Here is a 26,108-nt window from a genome sequence, read left to right on the forward strand (position 1 = left end):
CTTTAATCGCGCAAGTATCCCTTGACGTAGCGCACGGTCATTTCCAATGTTCGCGTCATGTCGGGATGGGCGAACTGATACTTCCGTTCAAGCTGCTTGCTAGCGCTCATGTCAAAGCGTTGCGTCTGAATAAAGTCCAATGACTCAGCACTGATCCCAAGTCGGGATGCCAGGCCGGGAATCATCAAAAGCCACCGAAGCAACCTCATTGCTACGTAGCGACGGGGCGCCTTGACTTGCAGCGTTGTTGCCATCTGTTCGAGCATCCCCGGTAAGTTCGGTGTGCCGTCGTAGAGGGCCAGGACCTGCCGGTTGGCCATCGACGGGTCGAACGCCACACAGGTAATCATTGTCACGAGGTAATCGACACTGACTAATGGCAGCCAGTGCCTAGCGGAACCAGGGACAGCCTTGAACCGGCCTTGGGCCAGATTTCGGATGAGCTCGGCCAGAGGCTGGCCTTCCAGGATATGCCCGCTCTCGCTGTGGCCGCAAACCGTGGCAGGATGAACGATCGTGTAGTCCGCATTCGCTTCCTGCATATAACGGATGACTGCGAAATGGGACTCGAGCTTGCTGCCTTCATAGCCACCAACACGGCTGTAGACTGCGGGCCAGTCGGTGTTTTCAGGGCACTCATGATCCACCCCGATATTGGCCAGGTGACTAAGGTTTTGCAGCATGAAGCCGCCCACCATCAGCAATCGGATGCGTTGGCTCGCCGCAAGCCTGGCGACTCTCAGCGCCCCTTGCACATTCACTGCGCGCGCGGCGTCCATGGTCAGCCCCCAGGAGAATTGCGCAGCGAGGTGAAAAACCACAGAGACCGAAGCCAGGCATTGCGTGGCGGCCTCGCTCAGTCCAAGTCCCTCCCTGCTAATATCGCCTTCAACAGCGTGGACATAGGCAGGATCACCGCCCAGGTGACCCACCTGCTCTCTGAGACGTTTGATGTTTTCTGGGTTGCGCATAAGCACCCAGGTTTTGTGCCCCGCCGCAGTAAGATGGGCCAGCAAATGTTGCCCCACAAACCCACTGCCGCCTGTAACGAAGCATTCCACACTCATGCCTGACTCCTTGTTTGAATGATCGGCGCAGGCTAGGGTATAGAGCTAACTCTATAGTCAAGGGATTTTTACTGTGAATATTGGAGAGCTGGAGCAGCGAAGTGGCATCGGTCGCCATGCATTGCGCTATTACGAACAGCTCGGGCTTATAACGGCCCATCGTCAGGCCAACAACTACCGCACCTACAGCGAGCAGACCGTTGGCGATCTGGCGTTCATTCAGAGTGCGCAGGATGTGGGGTTTTCACTCGCTGAGATTGGAGAAATCCTTGCAGCCAAACGGGGCAATACGATCAATTGCGCCCAAGGTGCAGCCTTGGTCGCCAGCAAGATGGCCGAAATCAAAACGAAGATAACTACCCTGCAAGCCACGTATGTTTTCCTGGACGCAGAACGTGCGAAGCTTGAAGCCAGCGCCATTGCCCTCGGGCAAATTGTTGCTCCGCCATCGAGTCCATGAGACGGCCTTGTCAACGACATCTGGCGCTATATGACCCTCGACTTGAAATGTGAACGAGTGGAGCTGCGCAACCGGGTCAAGGTACAGCTCGCCACAATCGAATACGGCGAAGATGGGCGCGACTTTTGGGATTCACTGAGTGATCGTTTGTACAAAGCCGACCCAATCGAATGCACCACTCTGAAGAACAAAGGCTGTAGGTCTTTCTTGACGCATCAGGGCATGAAGCCGCTGGCATTGATTGGTGTCCGGATTGCCCCAGTTTTGCCCTGGTAACGGGCAAAAGCCGACATCTGGGCGCGCGCGGACGAATTCGCTACAAGGAAACGCCCACCTCACCATGCACTCGGCCATCTGCCAAGGCCTGGATCTCTGCGAAGACATCTGAACCTAGGCTCGCCGGGACGCCCCAATAATCAAAAATCCCGCCCTCCTCTCGATTTTGGCCACAAGTCACAAAAACGCCGGTTCCAAACTTCTGCTTCAGGTGCATTGCCAACCAGCCAACGAACCCGCTGTTGTCGGCGCCTTCCGGAAAATGGAAACGGTGTCCTGGCTTTCATGGAGCTCGTTCAAGAATCACGTAAATAAAAACAGGATAGCTATTGCCCATAACGCGGATAGAGCATCCCGCGGCCTCAGCGCACCATCGTGTTTAGTCGGCCCAAGCCGTCAACAGAACAACGAGCCGACTTCCATCACCACTTCCTACTGTCCTCAAAAATATCGGGTTTTTCATTTGAAAAAGCCCGAACACAATTACATCAGTCTGGAGCGAATAAGGTGAAATACCTTCAAAACTTTGGAGACCAGTGTGTAAAAAACCGTAGTCACTTGATCGTTGGCCTGATCGTCGGATGCTCCATTCATATCAGCGCTCATGCCGTTGACCTTCCCGTGGTCAACCTGGGTTCGACAACGTTCTATGATGGCGCTGAGGTACCCGGCGGCAAAGGCTGGAGTGCATCGTTGTTCTACCAGAACTATCGCGGCAGGAAGATCACCAACAACAAAGGGCATGAAATCGGCCTGTCGAAGTCGACCACCAATATAGACAGTGTGCTGATGCAGCTGATTTATCAGGGAAGTGGTGGCCCCCACGATTCCGATTGGGGGTTTTCGGCAGTTCTGCCCGTGGTTACCAAGAACCATGTCGACGATGGCTTGAACAATACCGTGCTCGACGGTTCAGAAGGTCTGGCTGACCTCAACATTGGCTTTTACTTGCAGTTCAAACCAATCATGGGCGACGAGGGCCCTCGCTTTGTCCATCGCTTGGAGGCAGATGTAATCGCCCCCGTGGGCGACTACAAAAAACATACTGCGATCAACCCAGGGGCAAACTTCTGGTCATTTAATCCATATTGGGCTGCGACGTTTTGGGCTAGTTCCAAAACCACAATTTCGTGGCGTCTGCACTACCTGTGGAACGCTAAAAACGATGCTCCCTCACCAGAGACCTATGGCGATGGGGTCGATGATGTGCAGGCCGGGCAAGCGGTGCATCTGAATTTCAACATCCTTTACGCATTCACCCCAAAATTTTCGGCAGGTGTGAACGGGTACTGGCTCAACCAGTTCACCGATACAAAAATCGATGGTGATTCAGTATCTGGACGACGCGAAAAAGTTTTCGCCATCGGCCCCGGCGCTATGTTTGCGTTCTCTCGCCAAGACGTAGTGATTGCCAACCTTTACTTCGAATCCGAAGCTCGCAACCGTCCTGAAGGCAACCGCTTTGTGATGCGATGGGTACACAAACTATGAACCTGTCCCAATCAATTCCTGTGTTTGTTAATGGAGTATCTGGCATGAAAATGTCGTCGCTCAACATCACTCAGCGCACCACGCTAAAACAATGGAAAACCATTAGCCTTCTGATGGGCGTCATTGCCCAGTTATTTCTGGCGGGTGATTGGTATGGGTTCGCAGCCGTAATTCCCTTTGTCACAGAAACGTTGCATTTGTCGCCACTGCAAATCGGTATCGTACAAGGCTCGTTCTCCATCACCTACGCATTGGGTATGGTTTTTTGGGCCGCATGGGGAAGTCGGATTTCGACACGTGCACTGTACTGTTGTGGCCTGCTGGGTGTTGGCGTGTTCATGTTATTGCAGTCGCAAGTCACGTCGTATGAAGCGATGGTAGCCGCGCGTTTGATGGTGGGGTTTTTCGATGCCGCGGTGTGGATCGCAGCAGCAAAATTGGTTGTTACATGGTTCCCTCCCGCTCAGCGCGGGAGAGCACTGAGCGCGTTGCTGGCAGCTTTTAGTCTGGCGATCACCGTAGATTTTGCGATCGGGATTCCTCTTGCCGAAGCCGTTGGCTGGCGCGGTTTTTTCATCGTTCTGGCGATTGGCACTTTGGTTGTCGCGTTTTTGGGTTGGGTACTGGTCAAGAGCGAGCGCCGCTGTGTGGGGTTACCCGACTTTGCCTGGGACGACGAGCCTCCCGCCAATCAAGCAGTCGCAAAAGTTAGCCTTATTTTCAAGTCACGCTGGTTCTACATTGCGTCGCTCGCAATCTTTGGAGACATGTTTGCTATCTCCGCAACCGCTACCTGGGTGGTTCCAGCCTTTATCGAGACCCAAGGCATGGCAACTGCATCAGCGGCCACAATAGGCACTCTGATGGGCGTGTCGCAAATCATCATGTTGCTGCTAGGCGGCTACTGCAGCGACCTGTTCCGACGTCGCGTGTTGATTCTCAAGATCGGCTCCTTGCTGTCTCTGCTCTCGGCACTTTCGTTTCTGATGACGCTCAAGCTGGGTTTACCCTATGGTGGGTTGATCACCGTCGCGGTCATGAGTGGTGTGGCGGTGTTCAGCGGTGGCGCTATTTTCGCCTTACTGAGTGAGAAGTATGGAGACCAGCTCAGTGGTAATGCCATTGGCTATGCCGAGATGGTTGGTATTTCCTCAACCTTAATCGCGCCGGCGTTAATGGGAGCGATCATTGAAGCCAGCGGTTCATTCGTCGCTGCATTTAGCGCGTTTACCGGTGTACAGACGGTCATTTTTCTTATCCTGCTGTGTATGCGTAAAGAGTTCCAGGAGGAAAAGAGCGGGGTTGTAGGTTTGACGCGAGGTTGAAGGGTTAGAAAGCTTGTAGTGGTCAACTAATCCCGGACACTGCGTAGAGTTTCTCCTCAGCCACTGTGGGCGCCAGCCCAGTGTTGAGTTGATGTGGCCGTTGCCAGTTGTATCTCTGCATCAAAAACCGACCGATATCCTGCTGGGCCAGCGATGCACTCATATAACCCACGCTCGGTAACCCCACCAAACAGCAACGTTTTGGTGCGCCTACGCTTTCCTGCAGACAATAAAAAACCCCGTAGACGTTAATCTACGGGGTTTTCAAGGGTGGAGGCCGAGGTCGGAATCGAACCGGCGTAGGCGGATTTGCAATCCGCTGCATAACCATTTTGCTACTCGGCCCCAAATGTCCAATGCCTGAAAAACAACACTGAACACGTACAAACTGGAACGGCTTGAGGATCTTTTCGATCGCTCAACTCTTTATCTAACCTATTGATTTATAAAGAGTTTTTCCGTTTCCTCGCTGAGGAATGGTCGCAATTATGGACGTGTTTTCCAGTCCTGGCAACTCTTATTCGATATTTTTTCTAGCGAGGGGTTTCTAAGGCTTTTCGGGCTGGAGGCATCTGCTCCCTGCGCCGTGGCCAGGGGCGGATGATCCCATACATCGCCGGGCATTGCTCGCCCTGCATCGCACCACCCCGTAAGATCTGCTGCTGGCTACCCTGAAGGAATTCCCATGAAGGCTCCCAACGACTACCGCCTGCCCTCCCTGGATGCGTTGCTGGCCTTCGAAAGTGCCGCCCGGCTGAAGAGCTTCGAGCAGGCGGCCGAGAGCCTGGCGTTGACGGGCAGCGCGCTGCGCAAGCGCATTGCCGGGCTTGAGCAACTGCTGGGATTGGGCCTGTTCGAGCGTCAAGGCGGTAGCTTGCGGCTTACTGCCGATGGCCAGTTGTACCTGGAACAGGTGGCACCGGTACTGCAACAGTTGCTGAGCATCCCCCAGCACCGGCGCACCGTGCAGCGCAAGCAGCGGCTGATCCTGTGCAGCCCGCCGACCTTCGCCCGCCAGGTGCTGATCCCGCGCCTCAACGAACACAGCCGGGCCCATCCCCATATCGACCTGCAGATCCAGCTTTCGGCGCCCTTGTCCAACGCCACCAATGGCCAGTGCGACCTCGAAGTCCGTGGCGATAGCCTCGATGCGCCAACGACCCGGCGCCTGCTGGACGAACAACTGCTGCCGATGGCCGCCCCTGCCCTGCTCGCCCGCTTCCGCCCTCTGCAACTACCGGCGGACTTCGCCCGGCTGCCTCTGCTGCGCTCGCCCCTGGAACCCTGGCGCCCCTGGCTGCAGGCCGCCGGCCTGGATTTGCCGGAGCCCGACCAAGGGCCGACCCTGCTGGACCTGGGCATGCTGCTGGAGGCCGCCGCCAACGCCCAGGGCGTGGTACTGGCCCGGCCGTCCCTGGCCCGCAGTTGGCTGGCCCAGGGCCGCCTGGTGATCCTCGGCCAGGTCAGCAGCCCGCCGTCCTACCACTACATCCTGGACATGCCCGCGCCCTCGCCCGCCGCCCAGGACCTGGCCCATTGGCTGCAACGCATCTGCCGCGACGCCGTGGCCCAAGGCAGCGCCCACGTCCAGGGCTGAAACAGCCCTTACCGGCTCCGGGAAAAAAACGCCCGCGCGCCGGGAATAGTTTTCCGCAACGCTCCTGGCCCGGCGCACTAGTCTGCTGCGATCCATCACACAGGAGTGGCCCATGCCCATCATCACCTGCATCGAAGACTTGCGCCGACTGGCCCAACGTCGTGTTCCACGGATGTTCTACGACTATGTCGACGGCGGCTCCTGGAGCGAGAGCACCTACCACGCCAACCAGGCCGACTTCGCAGGCATCAAGCTGCGCCAACGGGTGGCGCGCAATATCGACAATCGCTCGCTGCAGGTACACAGGCTGGGCATCGACATGGCCATGCCCCTGGCCATCGCCCCCACTGGCCTGGCAGGCATGGTCCACGCCGATGGCGAGATTCTCGCGGCCCGGGCCGCAGCGGCAGCCGGCATCCGCTACACCCTGTCCACAGTCAGCATCTGCTCCCTGGAGGACGTGGCCGAGGCTACGGCCGCACCGTTCTGGTTCCAGTTGTACGTAATGCGCGACCGCGACTTCGTCGGCCGCCTGATCGACCGAGCCAAGGCCGCCGGTTGCGACGCCCTGGTGCTAACCCTCGACCTGCAGCTGAGCGGGCAACGGCACAAGGACCTGAAGAACGGCCTCAGCACCCCGCCCCGGCCGACATTGGCCAACTTGCTGAACCTACTGGGCAAGCCTCGCTGGGTCGCCGGCATGCTGGGCACCCGGCGTCGGCATTTCGGCAACATCATGGGCCACGTCACGGGCGTGCATGACATGCGCCAACTGGCGGAGTGGACCTACCAGCAGTTCGATCCTTGCCTGAGCTGGGACGACATCCAATGGATCAAGCAGCGCTGGGGCGGCACCCTGATTCTCAAGGGCATCCTCGACGTGGAGGACGCCCGCCTGGCAGTGGCCAGCGGCGCCGATGCGCTGATCGTCAGCAACCACGGCGGGCGCCAACTCGATGGCGCGCCGTCGAGCATCAGCATGCTGCCAGCCATTGTCGACGCCGTTGGCGGCCAGGCCGAGGTCTGGATCGACAGCGGCATCCGCAGCGGCCAGGACGTGATCAAGGCCCTGGCCCTGGGCGCCCAGGGCGCGATGATCGGCCGGGCTCACCTGTATGGCCTCGGCGCCCTGGGCCAGGCCGGGGTCAGCCAGGCCTTGCAGGTCATCGCCAGGGAAATGGACCTGACCCTGGCACTTTGTGGCCACACCCGGATCGAGCAAGTCGACCGGCAACTGCTGGTGCCCGGCAGCTACCCCCTGCCCTGAGCTTCAGTCAACGGGCCGCCCAGGCATTGAAGCGCTGCTCCAGGTCCTCGCCGTGATCGACCCAGAACCCGGCATCCACCGCCCGTGCGCCCTGCAAGTTGGCTTCATAGGTAGGCAACTGCCGCTGCACCGTCGGCGCCAGCAATGGCAACGCCTGGCGGTGTACCGGCCCGTAGGGGATGTTCTGCGAGAACACCTTCTGCGCCTGGGGCTGGCTGGCGAACAGGATGAAGTCTTCGGCCAGGACCTTGTTCGGCGAGCCCTTGACCACCGCCCAGTACTCCGGGTCGTACAGGCTCTGGGGCCAGAGGATGCTCAACTGCATGCCCTCCTTCTGGGCCATGGCGATCCGTCCGTTGTACGCGGCGCTCATTACCACGTCCCCGGCGACCAGCCACTGGGGCGGTTGGGCGCCGGCTTCCCACCATTGGATATACGGCTTGATCTGGTCGAGCTTGGCAAAAGCCCGGCTCACGCCCTCCGGGGTAGCCAGCACCTGGTACAGCTGCGCGGGCGGCACGCCATCGGCCAGCAGGGCAATCTCCAGGGTGTACTTGGCGCTCTTGCGCAAGCCACGCTTGCCCGGAAAATCCTTGAGATTCCAGAAATCGGCCCAGGACTCGGGCGCCCTGGCCAGCTTCTGCGGAGAAAAGGCCATGACCATCGACCAGACATAAGTCGCTACGCCACACTCGGTCAGGGTGCCGGGCACGAACTGCGCCGGATCGCCGAACCGGGCCAGGTCCAGGGGCTCGAACAGCCCCTCGTCACAGCCACGCAGCAGCTCTGGGCTCTCCACCTCGACCACATCCCAACTGGTCTTGCCGACCTCGACCATGGCCTTGATCTTCGATAACTCGCCGTTGTACTCGCCCGCAATCACCCGGGCCGCCCCGGTCTGGTCGAACGGCTGGAAATAGGCCTGCTCCTGGGCCTGCTTGGTAGCGCCACCAAAGGAGATGACCGTGAGCTTCTGTGGCTCGGCCAAGGCGCTGGCACATAACAACAGCCACGACAATGCAACGCCGCAACGCAAGATACTGGACATAAGATCTACCTCAATGAAGCCGGCCCGCCCGCACGAACCGGCATCCCATGGGCCTGGCTACGACCGTATCCACGGGCGGCACCGCACCAGGCACGACGAACCTTGTTCAGCGCCCAGGCGCCCGCAACCCGGGCCGCAATGCCTGGTAGCCATGACTGAGATTTCTGTGATCCGGTTGTTCGGATGCGCCTGTGGCCTGTGGCGGATATCCCGGGCAGGCCATGTTCCGATGGCGAGTCATCGCTTGCTCCCTGTTGTTTTTGTAGGAAGAACAAATCGATCGGCAGTGCATCGCCAAGGCTCCCGGACGGGGCGTTAGCGCATGCAGGGGCTCATTGTCGACATAACCCGGAACCTGGCGAAACGAGGTTTTTATGAGGCACAGGCAAGGGAAAAGCTGCCTTGCAGGCGCTCCCCAAGGGCCATGCCCAATGCAGGACAAGCCAGCTAGAATCTCTGCACCTTTGCCTTGCAAGCCGACGAGACCCGCCCATGAGCTACGACTTCGATACCCTGCACCCACGCCACGGCACCGGCAGTACCAAGTGGAGCCGCTATCCCGAAGATGTACTGCCCATGTGGGTGGCCGACATGGACTTCGCCGCCGCACCGGAAATCATCGATGCCCTGCGCCAGCGCCTGGAGCACCCGCTGCTGGGCTACAGCGTGGCCCGGGACGAGCTGCGCGCGGCGGTCGTCGCCGACCTGTGGCACAAGTACGCCTGGCGCGTGCAACCCGACGAGCTGATCTTCCTGCCCGGGGTCGAGCCGGGCTTCAACATGGCCCTGCACGCCTTCGTCAAACCGCACCAGCAGGTGGTGGTGCAGACCCCCAACTACCGGCCCCTGCGCCTGGCCCCCGGCAACTGGCAACTGCGCAAGATCGAGGTACCGTTCCAGGTCACCGCCGAAGGCACCTACACCACGCCCATGGCCGAACTGCGCCAGGCCCTGCAGGGCGCCGGCGCGCTACTGCTGAGCAACCCGCACAACCCCCTGGGCAAGGTCTTCCCCCGGGAGGAACTACAAGCGGTGGCCGAGGCATGCCTGGAACAGGGCGCGCTGATCGTGTCCGACGAGATCCACGCCGAGCTGTGCTTCGACGGTCGTCGGCACATTCCCACCGCCACCCTCGGCCCGGAGATCGCCCGGCGTACCATCACCCTGATGTCGGCCAGCAAGGCCTACAACGTCGCGGGCATGAAGACCTGCTTCGCCATCGTCCAGGACCCGGCCACCCGCCTGGCCTTCAATGAGGCCCGGGCCGGCATGGTGGACAGCGTCAGCCCCCTGGGCCTGGAAGCCACCCATGCGGCCCTGGTCCAGGGCGGCTCCTGGCAACGGGAGCTGATCGCCTACCTGCAGGCCAACCGCGACTACTTGCTCGAGGCGATACGCACTCGCCTGCCGGGCATCCGCATGCACGCACCGCAAGGCACCTACCTGGCCTGGCTCGATTGCAGCGGCCTGGGCCTGGAAGATCCCCATGCCTTCTTCCTCGAACAGGCCAAGGTCGGCCTCAGCGCGGGGCTGGAGTTCGGTGACGACTGCAAGCCGTTCGTGCGCCTGAACTTCGGCTGCCCACGGGCCCTGCTGGAAGAAGGCATCCGACGTATGGAGCGGAGTCTGGAGCAGCGCTAAAGCAACCCAACCCTCACCTCGACACCGCAGCAGCCTGCAGCCCCCCGTGCCGGCAGCTGCGGCCCACCCCACCCCCTGCCTGCCGCCGGTCCCCGGCTCTTCGGCTCTTCGGCTGCCACCTTCTCATGGACGCTCAGTGGATCCATACACCCCAAAAACCAAGTAACGCGGGTGGCCCTAGTAACGCAAGGACCGCCGCAACACGCATCCCCACCTCACCTGTAGCCGCTGCTGAGCCCGCGAAGCTGAGCAAAGGCCCGCAGCGCCTTGCCTGACAATCCCCCGCCAACCTCCTGCGAGCTCAAGTCCTGCGCGCCACCTGCGACGGAGTGCCGCCCAGGGCGTGCGCAGCCTCCGACAGCGACTACAAGGTTTTTACAGCGACAGCGGGTAGCTGACGATCAACCGGGTCTGGTCGAAGTCGCTGTGGAAGCTGCGTCGGTTGGTGGCGTTGTTCAGCCGCAGGCTGAGGTTCTTCAAGGTGCCGCTCTGCAGGGTGTAACCGATCTCGGTATCGCGCTCCCACTCGTGACCGCCATTGCCGGCCTTGGTGGTGGCGTGGTCGCCACGACCGTAGCGCACCATGGCCAGCAGCCCGGGAATCCCCGAGGCGGCAAAGTCATAGTCATAACGCACCTGCCACGAACGCTCGCCGGCGTTGCTGAAATTGCCGTTGAACATGTCGTTGCCAAGAGTCCGCCCGCTGCTGCCGTAGACCGACATCCAGGGGCTGTCGCCGCTGACTTTCTGCAACCCCAGGTACAGCGTGTGCCCGGCCCGAGAGGCGGAGAACAGACCATAGGCGGTGTAGCTGTCGACCCGGCCGATGCGCGCGCGGCCATCGTCGCGGTCGATGAAGTAGCCGAGGTTGGCTCCCAGGGTCCAGTTGCCCAGCGGTTGCTTGTGCAACAGGTTGAAGTAGCTCTGGCGGTAGATGTCTTCCAGTTGCGAATGCCAGGCACCGAGCAAGGTGCGCTGCTGGTTGAAGCGGTATTCGGCACCGGCGTAGTTGAAGCCGTCGGACTTGACCCCCGGCGCAGCCCAGGCCGAAAGGTCCTGCATGTCCGAGGAGTTGCGCAGGCTGACAGCACGGTACTGCCCGGCCTGCAGGCCCAGGCCGTCGATCTCCCGGGACACCAGCATGGCCCCGTGGAAGGTCTGTGGCAGCAGGCGGCCATCGTCGTAGCGCAACAAGGGTATGTCCGGCAGCAGCTCACCGAGCTTGACCTCGGTGGCAGAAATCCTCGCCTTCAAGGCCGCTCCGACACGACCGAAATTGTCCGCGGCGCGCCCATCGTCGTGCACCGGCAGCAACTCCGAGCCGCTGACCGCGCGACTGCTGTCGAGCCTGAGGCCGAACAGGCCGATGGCGTCCAGACCAAAACCGACAGCGCCCGGGGTATAGCCGGAACTGAACTTGAGAATGAACCCCTGGGCCCACTCCTCCACCTGCCCCTTGGGTGCATCATGATCGCGAAAATCCCGGTTGAAGTAGTAGTTGCGCAGCAGCAGGTCGGTCTTGCTCCCCTCGAAGAAACCGCTGTCGTCGGCAGCCCATGAAGGCGCACACAGGCCCACGGAGAAGGACGCTCCAACCAGGGAACGGCAGAGCATCGGATGACGGGTGTTCATTATTATTGTTCTCCGCTTTTCATAGGCGCAGCCGTGCCCCGACAGGCCGACAACAGCCCGTCTGCCCATGGATGCTCAAAAGCCCGGCCAGGGTGGCCGGGCGCTAATCGGGGTGCCGGGTCAGAAGGGATACTGACGTGCCCGATGTTGCAGGCTGATCCAGTGGTCCCGGGTGAACTCATCGATCGCCCAGTCGCCGTTGAAGCGTCCCAGCCCGGAGTTCTTCTCGCCGCCAAAGGGTGCGTTGGCCTCATCGTTCACCGGCACATCGTTGATGTGGGTCATGCCGGCGCGCACCTGCCGGGCGAAGTTCACCCCGCGCTCCAGGTTCCTGGTGAACACCGCGCTGGACAGACCGAACTCGCTGTCGTTGGCCAGCTCCAGGGCATGGGCTTCGTCCCGGGCTCGCAGCAGCCCCACCAGCGGGCCGAAGATTTCATTGCGCGCCAGGTCCATGTCGGCACGCACCTCGCCGTACACATGGGGCGCCAGCAGGTTGCCGTTCTGCCCGCCCTCATACAGCGGCTCGGCGCCCTGTTCGCGGGCCAAGGCGATCTTATCTTGCAGACCCTGCAACTGGCGGGTGTTGATCACCGGGCCAATCACCGTGTCCAGCGATTGCGGATCACCCACCTTGAGCTGCTTGACCCGGGCCACGAAGCGCTGGGCGAAAGCGTCATAGAGCTGCTCATCGACGATGATGCGGTTGATCGCCATGCAGATCTGCCCCTGGTGCAGGAACTTGCCGAACACTGCGGCGTTCACCGCCTGTTCCAGGTCGGCATCGTCCAGCACCACGAACGGGCTGTTGCCTCCCAACTCCAGGGCCACATGCTTGAGGTGTTCGCCGCCACTGGCGATACAGCCGATGCCGCGCCCCACCGGGGTCGAGCCGGTGAAGGTGATCAACGCCGGCACTGGGTGCTCGACAAAGGCGTCGCCAATCTCGCTGCCGGCCCCCACCACCACGCTGAACACCCCGGCGGGCAGCCCCGCTTCCTCGAAAATCCTGGCCAGCAGCAGGCCGCCGCACACCGGGGTATCGCTGGCCGGCTTGACCACCACCGCATTGCCAAGGGCCAGTGCCGGGGCGATGGAACGCTGGGTCAGGTGCAGGGGGAAGTTCCACGGGCTGATCACCCCGACCACCCCCAGGGCGCTGCGGTAGACCCGGCTTTCCTTGCCTGGCACATCGGATTCGACAATCCGCCCGTGGACCCGCGCCGGGAAGGACGCCGCCTCCTGGGTAATGGCCCTGGCCGCGCCCCACTCGGCCAGGGCCTTGATCCGCGTACTGCCGGACTCACGGATGATCCAGTCGACGATCTCCTCCTGGCGTCGGTCGAAGATCGCCACCGCCCGGTGCAGCACCGCGGCACGCTGCGATGGCCCCAGGGCTGCCCATTGCGGTTGAACCTGGGCGGCCTTGGCATAGGCTGCATCCAGGTCGCTGCGGTTGGCCTGGGCCACCTCCAGCAGCAGAGCACCGTCGAACGGATTGGTCACCGCCAGGGTCTTGCCGGCGGCACCGGCGCGCCACTGTCCGGCGATGGGTTGCAGATGCAGGTCGCAATAAACCGCGTTGCAATCATTCATGGAAAATCTCCTCAAGGAACAGCATTCATAAACCGATGTGTCACCCGCAGCGGGCTGGGTTCTACTGTGCGGTAGCACGTTTTTCGATCAACCGCAGCAGGCCGAGCAGGGTTTCGGTGTGGGGCACGGCCACACCCGCCTCCCGCGCCCGGGCCAGTACCTGGCCGTTGATCGCACCGATTTCCGTAGGCCTTCCGGCCAGCACGTCCTGCAACATCGATGGCTTGTGCGTGCGGTGGTTGGCCATGGCGAAGGCCACGCTGTCCAGGCAGCGCTGAGCATCCAGCACTATCCCCTGGGAGCGGGCCACGGCCACCACTTCCATGACGATGGCCCGGGCCAGTGCCACGCCTTCCGGCGCCGCGTCCAACTGGCCGACGGTGCAGCCAGTGGCCGCGCACAGGCTGTTCAGCGCCGCATTGAAGGCCACCTTCTCCCAGATCGAGGTCCACACCTCGGGGTCCACCGCGCAGTTCAACCCCGCCGCATCCAGTACCGCCGCCACTTCACGACTGGCCTGTTGCTCGCCCTCGTCGAGGGCCAGCACCCGGACCATGCCCTGGCCGTGGGACTGCACCTGCCCCGGCCCGACCATGTCGGCGGGCCAGTTGGTCATGCCGATCACCACCTGCCCCGGGGCCACATGCCGGGACAGCGACTCGGCATTGCCCAGGCCGTTCTGCAGAGTCAGCACCCGGGTGTGCTCGGCGATATGCCCGACAACACTGCGCAAGGCGCTGTCGGTGTGCAGGGTCTTGGTGAACACCAGCAATAGGTCGGGGTACCCCGTAGCCTGTTCCGGGCGACAGGCGTTCAAGCCCGTGATGTGCCGCTCACCGCGGTCGGTGGCCAGCAGCAGGCCGTCGTTACGGATCGCTGCCAGGTGCTCGTCGTTGATGTCCAGCAGGGTCACCTGCTGGCCGCTTTCCGCCAGCAGGCCGCCAAACAGCGAACCCATGGCGCCCGCGCCGAGAATGGTGATGTTCATCGAACCTCCTGATGTGAGTGGCCGGTTCAAGCACCGGGCCGCGTTCATGACTGTCCCGGCAGGCGCCGGGGAATGTGCCGGCCCACGATCAGCAGCGCCAGCAGCGCCATGACCATCACCGAGCCCAACAGCATGAGGTAGCCCTGGGCCCCGCCCTGAGTGATCACCAAGGCTCCGGCGAAGGCACTGAGAATCGCTCCCAGGCGTCCGAAGGCCAGGGCCGATGCGGTGCCGGTGGCGCGCACGCCGGTGGGATAGATAAAGGCGCACAGCGCGTACATGGTGGACTGCACGGCGTTGACGAACAGGCCATGCACACCGAAGCCGAAGATCAGCAGGCCGGTATTGTGGTGGATGTCCACCACCTGCAACACAAAGGCGCTGGCCGCGCCCCCGGCGCAGCAGATCAGCAGCGGCCAGAAGGAACCCCAGCGGGTAATGGCCACCGCGCACGCCAGCGCGCCGATCACCCCGCCCAGGTTGTAGGCGGTCAGCCCGGAACCGGCCACCGACAGCTCCAGGCCTTCGGACAGCAGCAGGGTGGGCAACCAGCTGAAGGCGCTGTAGACCGCGGTCAGACACATGAAGAACGCCACCCAGAGGGCCAGGGTGTCACGCCCGTACCCCAGGGCGAACAAGGCACGGAAACCGCCCTGCTTCTCGCTCTTCTGCTCCAGGGCATCGGTGTAGACCACCCCCGTCGCCATCGGCCGGCCCATGCGCCCGAGCAGGGTGCCCAGCTCGTTCCAGCGCTGGGGTCGACGCGCCAGGAAGCGCGGCGATTCCGGCAACGTCGCCAGCAGGGCAAAACCCAGGGCGATGGGCAGGCTGCCACCGATGAAGAACAGGGTGCGCCAACCGTACAGCGGCAACACATGGGAGGCGAACAGCCCCGCCAGCATCCCGCCCAGGGGCACGCAGACAATGGTGGCGGTCACCGCCAGGGTGCGCTGGCGCGCCGGGGTGAATTCGGCCGTCACCGTGGTCGCGCTGGGCAACGCGCCACCGATGCCCAGCCCGGCGATAAAGCGCAGCGCCGCCACCGCCAGCGCGTTCGGCGCCAGGCCAATGGCGCAGGTGGCCACGCCAAACACGAACACACTGGCGATGATCGCCATGCGTCGACCGAAGCGGTCGGCGAACAGCCCGGCACAAGCACTGCCAATACCCATGCCGATCAACCCGGCCGCCACTGCAGGGGCAAACGCCTCGCGGGTGATGCCCCATTCCTTGATCATCAGCGGAATGGCAAAACCGATCAGCTGACCGTCGAAACCGTCCATGACAATGGACAGCGCCGCCAGCAGCACCACCAGTTTCTGCATACCGGTGAAGGGCCCCTGGTCGAGCAAGGTGCCGATATCGGCATGGGGGGAACCGGAGCGCGCTAGCTGGGTTGCGTCCTCTATCACAGCGGTGACCGAAGTCGTGTTCATAACCACCTCTTTTTATTCTTCTGGTGAGTCCGCAGTTAAGGTTGGCAAGGCCGGGCTTGCACCCGGCGCCAAGGCAAGCCCTCAGGGTTCGATGGTCAGTGTCGGCACCTCGATCAGCACCGGGCGATTGCCCGCCAGGGCCTCACTCAGAGCCAGGGCAAACTCCTCCCGAGTGTTGGCCTGCACTGAATGCACGCCATAGCCGCGGCCGATGGCGCAGAAGTCCAGGCCGGGCACGTCCAGCCCCGGAGCGTCGCTGACCTGCAGCACACCGGCGAACCAGCGCAGGGCGCCATAGGTGCCGTTCTTCAGAATGATGAACACCACCGGGATCTGGTACTGGGCGGCGGTCCACAGCGCGGTGATGCCGTAGTTGGCCGAGCCGTCGCCAATCACTCCGATCACCCGCCGCTCCGGCCGGGCCAGTTGCACGCCCACCGCTGCCGGCAGACCGAAGCCCAGCCCGCCGGCTGCCGGGAAGTAGTAACTACCGGGTTCGCGCATCTCCACCCGCTGCCAGAACGCGCCTACGGTGGAGGTGGATTCCTTGACGTAAATCGCATCCTTGGGAGCCAGCTCATCGAGCACGTCGAACACGGTTTCCGGGCGCAGAAGGCCACCCAGTTCCTCGACCGCAGTGGCCAGCGGCAAGGCTTGAGGTTGCGGCCGGTCGCAGTCCGGCAGCGCCCAGACCAGGGCCTGCAAGGTCTCGGCAATATCCCCCACCAGCGCATCGCCCATGGGCGCACGCGCCGCTTCGCCGGGATCGCAGGTGATGTGCAGCAACTCGGTGCCCTCGGACAGGTAGTCCCCCGGCGCAAACTGGTGATAACGGAACACCGGGGCCCCCACCACCAGGATCAGGTCATGGTCCGCCAGGCAGTGGCTGATACCAGCAATGGCAGCCGGCAGCACCCCGCGAAAGCTGCGGTGACGGGTGGGAAACGGGCAGCGGGAAGCGGACGGTGCGACCCAGGCCGGCATGCGCAGTTTTTCCGCCAGTTGCACGGCCAGGTGGTTGCTCTGGCTGCCATCCACATCAGGCCCCAGAACCAGCACCGGATTGCGCGCCGCCACCAGGCGCTGCACCAGCGAACGCAGTTGCGCCGCCGAGGGCAACCCGGCACGGGTCACCTGGCGCCGGGCCAGATGCTCGACCCCGGCCGGCGCCGGACGGGCCCAGTCATCGTAGGGAATCGACAGATAGACCGGGCCCTTGGGCGCCTGGTTGGCCATGTGGATCGCCTGGCTCAGGGCCCGGGGCACGTCCTCGGCACAGGCCGGTTCATGGCTCCATTTGACCAGGGGCTTGGGCAGTTGCGGGGCGTCGACATTGGCCAGCATCGCCTCGACACCGATCATCGAGCGCACCTGCTGGCCAGCGGTGATCACCAGCGGGCTGTGGGAGTACCAGGCATTGGTCAGGGCGCCCATGCCATTGCCGGTGCCGGCCGCGGCGTGCAGGTTGACGAAAGTCGGCTGACCGCTGGCCAGGGCGAAGCCGTCGGCCATACCCACCACTGCGCCTTCATGCAGACCGAGGATGTAGCGGAAGTCTTCGGGAAACCCCTTGAGAAAGGGCAACTCATTGGAACCCGGGTTGCCGAACACGATGGTCAGGCCTTGTTGCCGCAGGATGTCGTAGGAAGCGCTATGGACGGTTTTCATAGGGGGCTTTGCCGCTGCTTTTTAGAATTTGAGTTACTCTTGCAGCCGCCGAGAAATTGATCAAATCGATACTCTCTCTATCAAAAATAAGACCGATCTATATCAAAGAAACAGCATGAGCCACATCGATCTGAACCTGATCCGCACCTTCGTCACCCTCTATGAAGCCCGCAGCGTGACCCTGGCCGCCGAGCGCCTGTTCGTCACCCAACCCTCGGTCAGCTATGCCCTGGCGCGCCTGCGGGAGTTGTTCGACGACGGTCTGTTCAGCCGTACCCGTGACGGTATCCAGCCCAGCCAACTGGCCGATGAGCTGTACCCGGTCTTTCGCGAATCCCTGACGCGAATCGAAAATACCGTGCACAGCACTCGGCGCTTCGACCCGGCGACCACCGAGCGGCGCTTTCGCATCGCCCTGTCCGACCTTGGCGAAATGGGCTTCCTGCCGCTGATCCTGGCGCGCCTGAACCAGCAGGCCCCCGAGGCCGAAGTCGAAGTCCTGCCGCTGCAGGTGGACCAGGCCGGCGAGTGGCTCAACAGCGCCAAGGTCGACGCGCTGATCTGTCGCAAACCCTTGACCGGCACCCGCAGCCAGGTGCTGATCCGCGAGCGCTACGTGTGCCTGCTCAGCGACCGCCACCCGCGCATCGGCGACCATCTGAGCCTGGAGCAGTTCCTCGCCGAGCGGCATATCGCCGTGACCCGCACCACTGGTCACGGCAGCGTCGAAGACGTGCTCAAGCAGATGGACGCCAAGCGCCGCATCAGCCTGCACGTGCCGCACTTCTCGGTGCTGCCCAAGGTGTTGCCCGGCACCGACCTACTGACCGTGCTGCCGGCGCAGATCGCTCACCTGTTCACCCTCGAGGGCGGCCTGCGGCAACTGGAACTGCCATTCCCCGTGGGCGAGTTCGAGGTGTCCCTGCACTGGCACCCCAACAGCGACAGCTGCGCCGCCCTGCGCTGGTTCCACCAGACCGTGGCCGCAGCGATCATCGACGGTCAGCTCTAGACCAGAGCCGGCCGCCAGGGCGAGACAATCGCACCGAGGCGACTTTGGCGTGCTCAAGTCGGGTCATCGTTATGACCCGAAAGTGGCTCTTGCCTGGTAATGGGTAAGGGGGGGTCTATAGAGATCGGACCCGTAGGGGATCCGATCGATAGGCTGGACCTGGGCTGCGGTAACGCATCAAAGGCTCAGGCAGATTTTCCCCAGGTGGGCGCCGGAGGCTTCATGGGCGAAGGCCTTGGCGATCTCGGCCAAGGGGAAGGTGCTGTCGATCACCGGCTTGATGCCGGTGGCCTCCAGGCCACGGACCATCTCCACCTGCTGCTGGCGGCTACCGACGATCAAGCCTTGCAGGCGCTGCTGCTTGGCCATCAGGGCCGCCGTGGGTACCGGCCCGGCCCAACCGGTGAGCACGCCGATCAGGGCGATGTGCCCGCCGATCCGGCACGCAGTGATGGACTGGGCCAGGGTGCCCGGGCCGCCGACTTCCACCACATGATCGACGCCCCGCCCGCCGGTGAGCTTGAGTACCTCGGCGCCCCACTCCGGCTGGGTGCGGTAGTTGATGGTGTGGTCGGCCCCCAGCTCGCGCACCCGCGCCAGCTTGGCGTCCGAGGACGAAGTGGCGATCACGGTGGCGCCCATGGCCTTGGCCAGTTGCAAGGCAAAGATCGACACCCCGCCCGTGCCCAGCACCAGGACGGTTTCACCGGCCTTGAGGCCGCCGTCCACCACCAGTGCGCGCCAGGCGGTGAGCCCAGCGGTGGTCAGGGTCGCGGCTTCGGCATGGCTGTAGCCCTGGGGTGCATGGGTGAACCAGTGGCTGGGCTGGACCACCACCTGCCGGGCGTAACCATCGACACCATCGCCAGGGGTGGTGCTGAAGTCGGCGATGGCCGGGCCGCCGTCATGCCAATGGGGAAAGAAGCAGGACACCACCGCGTCGCCGACCTTGAACTCGCTGACGCCCTCGCCCACGGCCTCCACCACGCCGGCGCCATCGGCCATGGGAATCCGTCCATCAGCGGTGGGCAGGCCGCCGGTCACCACCGCATAGTCGTGATAGTTCAGGGAACAGGCATGGATCCGCACACGGACCTGCCCGGTGCCGGGCTGGCCCGGGTCGGGCAGCTCGACGAGCTTCAGGTTGTCCAGGGATGCCGGCAGGCTGAGCTTGATGGCTTGCATGGGAGGTACTCCACAGATCGATAATCTTCCAGGGGGCTAACCCTACCACCGAACGCCTGGTTGTAGCCGCTGCCGCAGGCTGCGCACACTGCGTCACCGGGATACAGGTTTTCAGCCGCTACGGGTTCGACACAGGATCGCCAGGCAAGGCCCTGCGGGCCTTTGCGCCGCTTCGCAGGCTCAGTACCGGCTACAAGGCTCCACTCCCGGCCGCACAAAACATTGCTCGGTCACGGTCGCGCCCCATTGCTCGCCCACCTGTTCCTGCACCAGCACAAAACCCTGTTCCTCATACAGCGCGCGTGCCACATCCAGACCCTTGAAGGTCCACAAGCGGGTGGCAGCAAAGCCCCACTGGTCGCAGAACGCCAGCGCCTCGGCCAGCAGACGCCGGCCCAGCCCCTGGCCGCGGGCGGCATCATCGAGAATGAAGCAACGCAGGATCGCTTCACCACCCTCGCCCTCCCCGTCAATGGCGATGGAACCGACAATCCGCTCCCCCTGCAGCGCCACCCAGACTTCATTGCGCGGATTGTGCAAACGCCCCATCAGCTCGGCCATGTCCGCCGCCACCAGGCTTTCGAAGGGCTGGCCGAAACCGGCCAGGGCGGCGTAGTAGCGGGCGTGCATCTCGGCGATACGACCAATCACCCCCGGCCGATAGCCCCGGGCGATGGTGCCGCATGCGAGCTGCTCGGGCGCCTCCCCCAGACGTACCGCGCGCAACGCACGGGCATAGTCGGCGATGCCCGCAGAGGCACTGCGCTGCTGTTCCGCGCTCAAGTGCGCCAGGGCCGCGGCCACCTGGCTCTGGGCAAAATGGTCGATGCCCTCCAGGGTCTGGCGCCCGCGGGCGCTGAGTTGCAGTTTCTTCGAGCGGGCGTCCTGTTCATGGGCCAGTTCGCAGATCTCGCCCGCCTCCACCAGCTTGCGCACCAGGCGACTGACGCTAGATTTCTCCAGCCCCAGCAGCGTCACCAGATCACCGGCAGTCAAGGCATGGCCCTGGCCGATCTCCAGCAACGCATGCACCGCCGAGGGCGGGTAGTCGGTGGCGGCCAGGGTGGCCTGCATGAAGCCCAGCTCACGAACCATCTGCCGGGACGCCTGGCGCAACTGCGGGATAAGGGAAGCAGATTGGCTCGACATAAGGGTGACCTCACAAGCGAAGCACTTAGTTGTACCTTACAACCATTTAACCCACAACCCTGGCTCAGGGTGACGACAAGCCCTGGTGGACAGTAATAAAAATTCAAGCACCCAGTAATGAGAAGCATTACCATAAGCACCCATTTTGCCCACCTCGACCTCGGAACCCTTATCGATGGTGCCCACCCCTTCGCTACAGCACGCCGTGGGCGAGCTCTACCTCCAGCATCACAACTGGGTGGTGCAACTGCTGCGACGCAAGCTCGGCAACCAGGACCAGGCCATGGACCTGGCGCAGGACACCTTTGTGCGCATCTTGCGCAGCGAGCAACTGCCGGTACTGCGCGAACCCCGGGCCTACCTGAACACCGTGGCCAGCCGCCTGTGCGGGCAGTATTTGCGCCGCCAGGCCCTGGAGCGCGCGTACCTGGAGACCCTCGCGCAGCTGGAGCCGCAGCACCAGCCCTCGCCGGAAACCCGACTGCTGGTACTCGAGGCGCTGGACGCCGTGGGCCAGGTGCTGGACGGCCTGGGCAGCCGGGTGCGCGAGGTGTTTCTGCTGTCCCAGCTCGAAGGCCTGACCTACCCGCAGATTGCTGAACGCCTGCAGCTCTCGGTCAACGTGGTGCAAAAAGCCATGCTCAAGGCCTACCGCCATTGCTATGCGGCGGTGTACCCGGGATGAACGCCTTCCAGCCGGTGGACGATCAGGGCGCTGTGGAACAGCAGATTCTGGACCAGGCCTTGGAGTGGCTGGTGCTGCTGCAATCGGGCATCAGCAGCCCCGAGCAGCAGGCCGCCTGCCTGGCCTGGCGCCGGGCCGACCCGCAGCATGAACTGGCCTGGCAGCGCCTGGCCGGCATCGGCCAGGACCTGCGCGACAGCACCCGCAGCCTGCCCGCGCCCCGCGCCCGGCAACTGTTGCAGGCTCGCAGCCACCCGGGGCGGCGCACCCTGCTCAAGGGCATCGTTGGCCTGGGCGTGGTGGCCGCCAGCAGTTGGAGCGTGCGCGAACGGCTGCTGTTGCCGCAGCTGTTCAGCGACTATCACACCGCCACTGGCGAGCGCCGCCAGTTGCAACTGGGCGCTGGCGCCAGCCTGGAACTGGATACCCGCACCAGCCTCGACCAGCAGGCCAGCCCCCAGGGCTTGCTACTGCGGCTCAACAGCGGCCGCCTGTTGCTGACCCTGGGCAACGCTGCACCCGTGCAAGTCGTCACCGCCGATGGACGCATCCAGCTCGCGCCGCGCTCTCAACTGATCCTCAGCGTTGGCTTGCCGGGTATCAACGGCACCCGGGTACAACTGCTGGCCGGCAGCAGCTCGGTGAGTACCGCCCATGCCCCTGCGCTAAGCCTGGGCCCGGGCCAACAAGTGGATGTCGCCCAACAGCGGATCGGCGCCCTGGCCGTCGTGCCCACCACGGCCAATGCCTGGACCCAGGGCCTGCTGATTGCCGAGCGCCGCCCCCTGGGCGAGGTGATCGCCGAACTCGACCGCTATCGCCCCGGCCTGCTGCGCTGCGCCGCCGAAGTCGCCGGGTTGCGGGTTTCCGGCTCGTTCTCCCTGAACCAGCCGGACGCCAGCCTCGATTTGCTGGCCAAGACCCTGCCGATTCGCATCCGGCGGGTAATGGGCTATTGGGCCTCCGTGGACGCGGCCTGATTTTTCCTCAGTTTTTTTCAAGACGGCGGCAGTTTTTTCAATCTCGTGCATCAAGACCAGGGAAGAAGCTGGAAAACAGCTCTGCGCCAACCCTTTCCAACCCACGGATTTTCCTTATGCACATTCGCCTTACGCCCCTTGCCGCGGCCTTGCGCCCGATCGTCATCGGCCTGTCCATCGCCAGCACCAGCCTGTCGCTGCTGGCCGCCGAAGCCGGCACCGCCATGACTGACCGCCAGCAGCGCGACTACGCCATCGCCCCGGGCAACCTGGACCAGGTGCTGGGTGCCTTCGGCCAGCAATCCGGGGCCATGGTCGCCGTCGATTCTGCAATGACTCACAACATTCACAGCCCAGGCCTCAAGGGCCGTTTCGCCGTCAGCGAGGGGCTGCAACGGCTACTGGCTCCACTGGGTCTTGTGGCAGTGAAAGAAGGCGAAGGCTATCGGGTTCAAGTGGCCTCGCAGGTAGCCAGCGGCCCTTTACAACTGGGAACGACCAGCGTTATCGCTAACCAGTTGGGCACGGTCACCGAAGGCACGGGCTCCTACACTCCAGGCACCATCGCCACGGCCACGCGCCTGGTACTGACGCCACGGGAAACGCCACAGTCGATTTCGGTCGTCACCCGACAAGCCATGGATGACTTCAACATGAAGTCGATCGACGATGTCATGCGCCATACGCCAGGTATCACCGTCGCGGCCTACGACAGCGACCGCACCAGCTACTTTTCGCGCGGTTTCGCCATCCAGAACTTCCAGTACGATGGCATCCCGATCCTCCAGGACCCCCAGTACTCGTCCGGCCATACCCTGACCGACACCGTGATCTATGACCGGGTAGAAGTTCTCAAGGGCGCCACAGGCCTGCTCACCGGAGCGGGTGGCCCCGGTGGCACGATCAACATGGTACGCAAGAAACCCACCTCTGAATTCAAGGGTTATGTGGACCTGGGGGCAGGTTCCTGGGACAACTACCGCACTGAAATCGACGTCAGCGGCCCTTTGACCGAAACGGGCAACGTACGCGGCCGTGCCGTCGCGGCTTATCAGGACAAGAGATCGTTCCTGGATCGCTACTCACGCAAGACCAACGTCTACTACGGGATTCTTGAGTTCGACCTGTCACCCGATACGTTGCTGACCGTAGGCGCCGACTATCAGGACAGCAACCCGAAGAACTCAAGCTGGTCGGGCTCCGCCTCATTATTCGACTCGGATGGCAACCGCATCAGTACCCCACGTTCATTCAATAACGGTACAACCTACAGCGGCTGGGAACAGTACACCCGTACCGTATTCGCCACTCTGGAACACAGCTTCCAGAACGGCTGGGTAGCTAAAGCGCAGTACAACCACCAGATCAACGGTTACAACGCGCCGCTGGCCGCCCTGCTATCGCCGAATGTCCAGACTGGAAAGGCCAGGCTACTGACTCGTAAATACACGGGTGAAACCACCAGCGACACCGGCGACCTGTATGCCACCGGCCCCTTCAGTTTGTTCGGGCGTGAGCACCAACTGGTCGTCGGCACTTCGGTTTCCCGTTCACGCTGGCTGGGGCGCGATTACACCAAGGCCAGCCAAATCGAAGACCCTGACTACTTCAACTGGAGAGGCAAGGCACCAAAACCCGATTGGGGTCCGCAAACCAGGCGCAACGACGAGCTCACACGCCAGAGCGCAGGCTACATCACCGGTCGCTTCAGCCTGACCGATGACCTGAGTGTATTGCTCGGTACCCGGGTCAACAATTACGAGGTCAGCGGTACCAGCCAGATCAAGGACACAGGCAAGGTGGTTCCTTATGCCGGCGTAGTCTACGACCTCAACGAGAACCTCTCGGCCTATGCCAGCTATACCGAAATCTACCTGCCGCAAGACGACTATCGCGACAAGAACAACAAACCGCTCAAGCCTGACGAAGGCAAGAACTATGAAATCGGGCTCAAAGGCGAGTTCTTTGATGGACGCCTGAACTCAAGCATCGCCTACTTTGAGGTTCACGAGGAAAACCGTCCGGTCGACGACCTCAGCTACATTCCCGACACTATCCCCGAGCTCGACAGGGCATCCAAGGGCATCAAGTCCAAAGCCAAGGGCTATGAAGCGGAGATCTCGGGCGAGATCGCGCCCGGCTGGCAGCTGCAAGCCGGCTATACCCATAAAATCATTCGCGACCAGACAGGCCAGAAGGTTTCCACCTGGGAACCAGAAGACCAGATCAACCTCTACACCAGCTACAAGCTGACCGGCCCTCTGGACAAGCTCACCCTCGGCAGCGGCGTACGCTGGCAAGGCACCGGTTGGCAGATTCTCAATGTCAATAAATACGGCAAAGAGAGTAAGGAGAAGTTTTCCCAGGATCCACTCTGGCTGCTTGACCTGATGGCCCGCTACCAGATCACCGATAACCTTTCCGCCTCGCTGAACGTCAACAACGTATTCGACAAGAAGTACTACACCAATATCGGCTTCTACAACTCGGCCTACTACGGCGACCCACGCAACGTGATGCTCAGCACTCGCTGGAATTTCTGACCCAATCCGCCCGGCCCCCGCCGGGCGTTCACTGGAGACTCGACGAAATCTCTACGACCTTCCTGGCGACATCTGTTAAAACGCCCCTTCGATTGTTCTGTGGTGAAGCTTTCCATGCCCCCAACCCTGCCCCAGCGCCTGCGTCGCCGCTGGCTCTCCCTGCTGTGCATGGCCCTGCTGGTCATTGGCCTGCCGACCAGTTGCGCGGTGCTGCAGTACAAGGAACGCCAGCTGGTGTTTCGCATCGAGCCCGGTACTGCCGGCTGGTTCCACGGCCTGCCGCAAGCGGTGCAGGAGTTGGAACTCAAGTCCAACCGCTTCAGGGCCGGACAGAACCTCCACGCCTGGTGGTGGCCGGCGCAACGCGCCGATGCGCCCGCGATCCTCTACCTGCACGGGGTACGCTGGAACCTCACCGGCCAGCTGTTTCGCATCGAGCAGTTGCACGCCCTGGGTTATTCGGTGCTGGCCATCGACTACCGGGGGTTTGGCCAGAGCCACGGCGAGCTGCCCTCCGAGGCCAGCGTCTATGAAGATGCCCGCGTGGCCTGGGAGCGCCTCAAGGTATTGCAGCCCGAGGCGGGCAAGCGCCTGATCTACGGCCACTCCCTGGGCGGCGCGGTGGCCATCGACCTGGCCGCCGAACTGGGCCGCCAGGCTGCCAACGAACAGCGTCCGGTGGCCGCACGCGGCCTGATCGTCGAATCCACGTTCACCACCCTGGCCGACGCTGCCGTGGCAGTGACCAAGACCCGCCTGCCGGTGCGCTGGGTGATGTCGCAGAAGTTCGATTCCATCGACAAGATCAGCGAAATCGGCATGCCGTTGCTGGTGGTCCACGGCCTGAAGGACGACTACGTCCCCGCCCGCTTGAGCCAACAACTGTTCGCCGCGGCACTACCACCGAAAAAACTGCTGCTGGTACCCGGCGGCACCCATAACAACAGCATGAACCTGGCCGGCAAGGACTACGCCGTGGCGATCGGTGCATTGTTGAAACACCAGCCCGCCACCGGCCTGGCCAGCCAACCTTCGGCCACCCGGCACGAAACCCTGTAGCCG

Annotated in this window: 20 protein-coding genes, 1 tRNA gene and 2 pseudogenes; 11 read left to right on the forward strand and 12 right to left on the reverse strand. The window is 62.7% G+C overall.

The features are described 5' to 3' along the window. Positions 1–2: 2 nt before the first annotated feature. Positions 3–1,067 carry an SDR family oxidoreductase gene (locus tag I9018_RS18480; RefSeq protein ID WP_241107132.1) on the reverse strand — a complete coding sequence of 355 codons (1,065 nt, stop codon included), beginning with the start codon at positions 1,065–1,067 and terminating at the stop codon, positions 3–5. A 73-nt stretch (positions 1,068–1,140) separates the two neighbouring features. Here I9018_RS18480 and I9018_RS18485 point away from each other — a divergent pair, with 73 nt between their 5' ends. Next, a complete protein-coding gene (locus tag I9018_RS18485; protein WP_241107133.1) occupies positions 1,141–1,527 on the forward strand; it encodes a MerR family transcriptional regulator in 387 nt (128 codons plus the stop codon). Positions 1,528–1,843: 316 nt separating this feature from the next. Here the strand turns inward: I9018_RS18485 and I9018_RS18490 are convergent. Then, positions 1,844–2,062 (reverse strand): annotated as a pseudogene (locus I9018_RS18490) (DUF6196 family protein); the annotation flags it as partial. Between the two features lie 248 nt (positions 2,063–2,310). On the opposite strand from I9018_RS18490, the gene I9018_RS18495 reads away from it, so the two are divergent. Both I9018_RS18495 and I9018_RS18500 read left to right on the forward strand, forming a co-directional pair. After that, positions 2,311–3,294: a transporter gene (locus tag I9018_RS18495; protein WP_241107135.1), complete on the forward strand. Its 984-nt coding sequence runs from the start codon at positions 2,311–2,313 to the stop codon at positions 3,292–3,294. A 44-nt stretch (positions 3,295–3,338) separates the two neighbouring features. Further along, a complete protein-coding gene (locus I9018_RS18500) occupies positions 3,339–4,619 on the forward strand; it encodes an MFS transporter (protein ID WP_241107136.1) in 1,281 nt (426 codons plus the stop codon). Between the two features lie 22 nt (positions 4,620–4,641). Here I9018_RS18500 and I9018_RS18505 read toward each other — a convergent pair. Beyond that, positions 4,642–4,800 (reverse strand): annotated as a pseudogene (locus I9018_RS18505) (IS3 family transposase); the annotation flags it as partial. A 90-nt stretch (positions 4,801–4,890) separates the two neighbouring features. Beyond that, positions 4,891–4,964: transfer RNA gene (locus tag I9018_RS18510), tRNA-Cys, on the reverse strand. Between the two features lie 340 nt (positions 4,965–5,304). Between I9018_RS18510 and I9018_RS18515 the strand changes: the two genes are divergently transcribed. Together I9018_RS18515 and I9018_RS18520 are read left to right on the forward strand one after the other, a co-directional pair. After that, positions 5,305–6,216 (forward strand): LysR substrate-binding domain-containing protein, encoded by a 912-nt coding sequence (locus I9018_RS18515; RefSeq protein WP_241107137.1) that lies wholly within the window; start codon positions 5,305–5,307, stop codon positions 6,214–6,216. A 112-nt stretch (positions 6,217–6,328) separates the two neighbouring features. Beyond that, positions 6,329–7,483 carry an alpha-hydroxy acid oxidase gene (locus I9018_RS18520; RefSeq protein ID WP_068580786.1) on the forward strand — a complete coding sequence of 385 codons (1,155 nt, stop codon included), beginning with the start codon at positions 6,329–6,331 and terminating at the stop codon, positions 7,481–7,483. Positions 7,484–7,490: 7 nt separating this feature from the next. On the opposite strand, the gene I9018_RS18525 is transcribed toward I9018_RS18520, so the two are convergent. After that, positions 7,491–8,531 carry an ABC transporter substrate-binding protein gene (locus tag I9018_RS18525; protein WP_241107138.1) on the reverse strand — a complete coding sequence of 347 codons (1,041 nt, stop codon included), beginning with the start codon at positions 8,529–8,531 and terminating at the stop codon, positions 7,491–7,493. 492 nt (positions 8,532–9,023) lie between these two features. On the opposite strand from I9018_RS18525, the gene I9018_RS18530 reads away from it, so the two are divergent. Continuing rightward, the gene (locus tag I9018_RS18530; RefSeq protein WP_241107139.1) at positions 9,024–10,172 is read left to right on the forward strand and encodes a PatB family C-S lyase; all 1,149 of its coding nucleotides are present in this window, start codon (positions 9,024–9,026) and stop codon (positions 10,170–10,172) included. A gap of 375 nt (positions 10,173–10,547) precedes the next feature. Here I9018_RS18530 and I9018_RS18535 read toward each other — a convergent pair whose 3' ends face one another. The 5 genes from I9018_RS18535 to mdlC form a co-directional block, all read right to left on the reverse strand. Beyond that, positions 10,548–11,804, reverse strand: coding sequence for an OprD family porin (locus tag I9018_RS18535; protein ID WP_241107140.1), 1,257 nt, complete (start codon positions 11,802–11,804; stop codon positions 10,548–10,550). Positions 11,805–11,924: 120 nt separating this feature from the next. Next, complete coding sequence (locus tag I9018_RS18540) at positions 11,925–13,400, reverse strand: aldehyde dehydrogenase family protein (RefSeq protein ID WP_241107141.1); 1,476 nt, start codon at positions 13,398–13,400, stop codon at positions 11,925–11,927. Positions 13,401–13,461: 61 nt separating this feature from the next. Next, the gene (locus I9018_RS18545) at positions 13,462–14,388 is read right to left on the reverse strand and encodes a 2-dehydropantoate 2-reductase (protein ID WP_241107142.1); all 927 of its coding nucleotides are present in this window, start codon (positions 14,386–14,388) and stop codon (positions 13,462–13,464) included. A gap of 44 nt (positions 14,389–14,432) precedes the next feature. Beyond that, positions 14,433–15,824, reverse strand: a complete 1,392-nt coding sequence (locus I9018_RS18550; RefSeq protein ID WP_241107143.1) for an MFS transporter — start codon at positions 15,822–15,824, stop codon at positions 14,433–14,435. 81 nt (positions 15,825–15,905) lie between these two features. Next, positions 15,906–17,492 carry a benzoylformate decarboxylase gene (gene mdlC / locus I9018_RS18555; RefSeq protein WP_241107144.1) on the reverse strand — a complete coding sequence of 529 codons (1,587 nt, stop codon included), beginning with the start codon at positions 17,490–17,492 and terminating at the stop codon, positions 15,906–15,908. 115 nt (positions 17,493–17,607) lie between these two features. Here mdlC and I9018_RS18560 point away from each other — a divergent pair, with 115 nt between their 5' ends. Next, a complete protein-coding gene (locus tag I9018_RS18560) occupies positions 17,608–18,504 on the forward strand; it encodes a LysR family transcriptional regulator (protein WP_241107145.1) in 897 nt (298 codons plus the stop codon). A 177-nt stretch (positions 18,505–18,681) separates the two neighbouring features. Here I9018_RS18560 and I9018_RS18565 read toward each other — a convergent pair whose 3' ends face one another. Both I9018_RS18565 and I9018_RS18570 read right to left on the reverse strand, forming a co-directional pair. Continuing rightward, positions 18,682–19,689, reverse strand: a complete 1,008-nt coding sequence (locus tag I9018_RS18565; protein ID WP_241107146.1) for an NAD(P)-dependent alcohol dehydrogenase — start codon at positions 19,687–19,689, stop codon at positions 18,682–18,684. A 180-nt stretch (positions 19,690–19,869) separates the two neighbouring features. After that, positions 19,870–20,838 (reverse strand): bifunctional helix-turn-helix transcriptional regulator/GNAT family N-acetyltransferase, encoded by a 969-nt coding sequence (locus I9018_RS18570; protein ID WP_241107147.1) that lies wholly within the window; start codon positions 20,836–20,838, stop codon positions 19,870–19,872. 175 nt (positions 20,839–21,013) lie between these two features. Between I9018_RS18570 and I9018_RS18575 the strand changes: the two genes are divergently transcribed. The 4 genes from I9018_RS18575 to I9018_RS18590 all read left to right on the forward strand — a co-directional run bounded on the left by I9018_RS18575 (position 21,014) and on the right by I9018_RS18590 (position 26,105). Next, positions 21,014–21,523 (forward strand): sigma-70 family RNA polymerase sigma factor, encoded by a 510-nt coding sequence (locus tag I9018_RS18575; RefSeq protein WP_241107148.1) that lies wholly within the window; start codon positions 21,014–21,016, stop codon positions 21,521–21,523. After that, complete coding sequence (locus tag I9018_RS18580) at positions 21,520–22,503, forward strand: DUF4880 domain-containing protein (RefSeq protein WP_241107149.1); 984 nt, start codon at positions 21,520–21,522, stop codon at positions 22,501–22,503. The genes I9018_RS18575 and I9018_RS18580 overlap by 4 nt, the downstream gene beginning before the upstream one ends. A gap of 116 nt (positions 22,504–22,619) precedes the next feature. After that, complete coding sequence (locus I9018_RS18585; RefSeq protein ID WP_241107150.1) at positions 22,620–25,046, forward strand: TonB-dependent siderophore receptor; 2,427 nt, start codon at positions 22,620–22,622, stop codon at positions 25,044–25,046. Between the two features lie 114 nt (positions 25,047–25,160). Beyond that, positions 25,161–26,105, forward strand: a complete 945-nt coding sequence (locus I9018_RS18590) for an alpha/beta hydrolase (protein ID WP_241107151.1) — start codon at positions 25,161–25,163, stop codon at positions 26,103–26,105. The last annotated feature ends 3 nt before the right edge of the window (positions 26,106–26,108 follow it).

Origin of the sequence: Pseudomonas sp. MPFS, from assembly GCF_022537035.1 — a bacterium.
Classification (GTDB): domain Bacteria; phylum Pseudomonadota; class Gammaproteobacteria; order Pseudomonadales; family Pseudomonadaceae; genus Aquipseudomonas; species Aquipseudomonas sessilinigenes.

Bases quoted from the DNA above. Each gene is read 5' to 3' on its own strand.
- I9018_RS18560 (WP_241107145.1), top strand. From the start codon at position 17,608: ATGAGCCACATCGATCTGAACCTGATCCGCACCTTCGTCACCCTCTAT.
- I9018_RS18570 (WP_241107147.1), bottom strand. From the start codon at position 20,838: ATGTCGAGCCAATCTGCTTCCCTTATCCCGCAGTTGCGCCAGGCGTCC.
- I9018_RS18565 (WP_241107146.1), bottom strand. From the start codon at position 19,689: ATGCAAGCCATCAAGCTCAGCCTGCCGGCATCCCTGGACAACCTGAAG.
- mdlC (WP_241107144.1), bottom strand. From the start codon at position 17,492: ATGAAAACCGTCCATAGCGCTTCCTACGACATCCTGCGGCAACAAGGC.
- I9018_RS18515 (WP_241107137.1), top strand. From the start codon at position 5,305: ATGAAGGCTCCCAACGACTACCGCCTGCCCTCCCTGGATGCGTTGCTG.
- I9018_RS18540 (WP_241107141.1), bottom strand. From the start codon at position 13,400: ATGAATGATTGCAACGCGGTTTATTGCGACCTGCATCTGCAACCCATC.
- I9018_RS18580 (WP_241107149.1), top strand. From the start codon at position 21,520: ATGAACGCCTTCCAGCCGGTGGACGATCAGGGCGCTGTGGAACAGCAG.
- I9018_RS18550 (WP_241107143.1), bottom strand. From the start codon at position 15,824: ATGAACACGACTTCGGTCACCGCTGTGATAGAGGACGCAACCCAGCTA.
- I9018_RS18585 (WP_241107150.1), top strand. From the start codon at position 22,620: ATGCACATTCGCCTTACGCCCCTTGCCGCGGCCTTGCGCCCGATCGTC.
- I9018_RS18545 (WP_241107142.1), bottom strand. From the start codon at position 14,388: ATGAACATCACCATTCTCGGCGCGGGCGCCATGGGTTCGCTGTTTGGC.
- I9018_RS18480 (WP_241107132.1), bottom strand. From the start codon at position 1,067: ATGAGTGTGGAATGCTTCGTTACAGGCGGCAGTGGGTTTGTGGGGCAA.
- I9018_RS18575 (WP_241107148.1), top strand. From the start codon at position 21,014: ATGGTGCCCACCCCTTCGCTACAGCACGCCGTGGGCGAGCTCTACCTC.
- I9018_RS18530 (WP_241107139.1), top strand. From the start codon at position 9,024: ATGAGCTACGACTTCGATACCCTGCACCCACGCCACGGCACCGGCAGT.
- I9018_RS18500 (WP_241107136.1), top strand. From the start codon at position 3,339: ATGAAAATGTCGTCGCTCAACATCACTCAGCGCACCACGCTAAAACAA.
- I9018_RS18525 (WP_241107138.1), bottom strand. From the start codon at position 8,531: ATGTCCAGTATCTTGCGTTGCGGCGTTGCATTGTCGTGGCTGTTGTTA.
- I9018_RS18520 (WP_068580786.1), top strand. From the start codon at position 6,329: ATGCCCATCATCACCTGCATCGAAGACTTGCGCCGACTGGCCCAACGT.
- I9018_RS18590 (WP_241107151.1), top strand. From the start codon at position 25,161: ATGCCCCCAACCCTGCCCCAGCGCCTGCGTCGCCGCTGGCTCTCCCTG.
- I9018_RS18535 (WP_241107140.1), bottom strand. From the start codon at position 11,804: ATGAACACCCGTCATCCGATGCTCTGCCGTTCCCTGGTTGGAGCGTCC.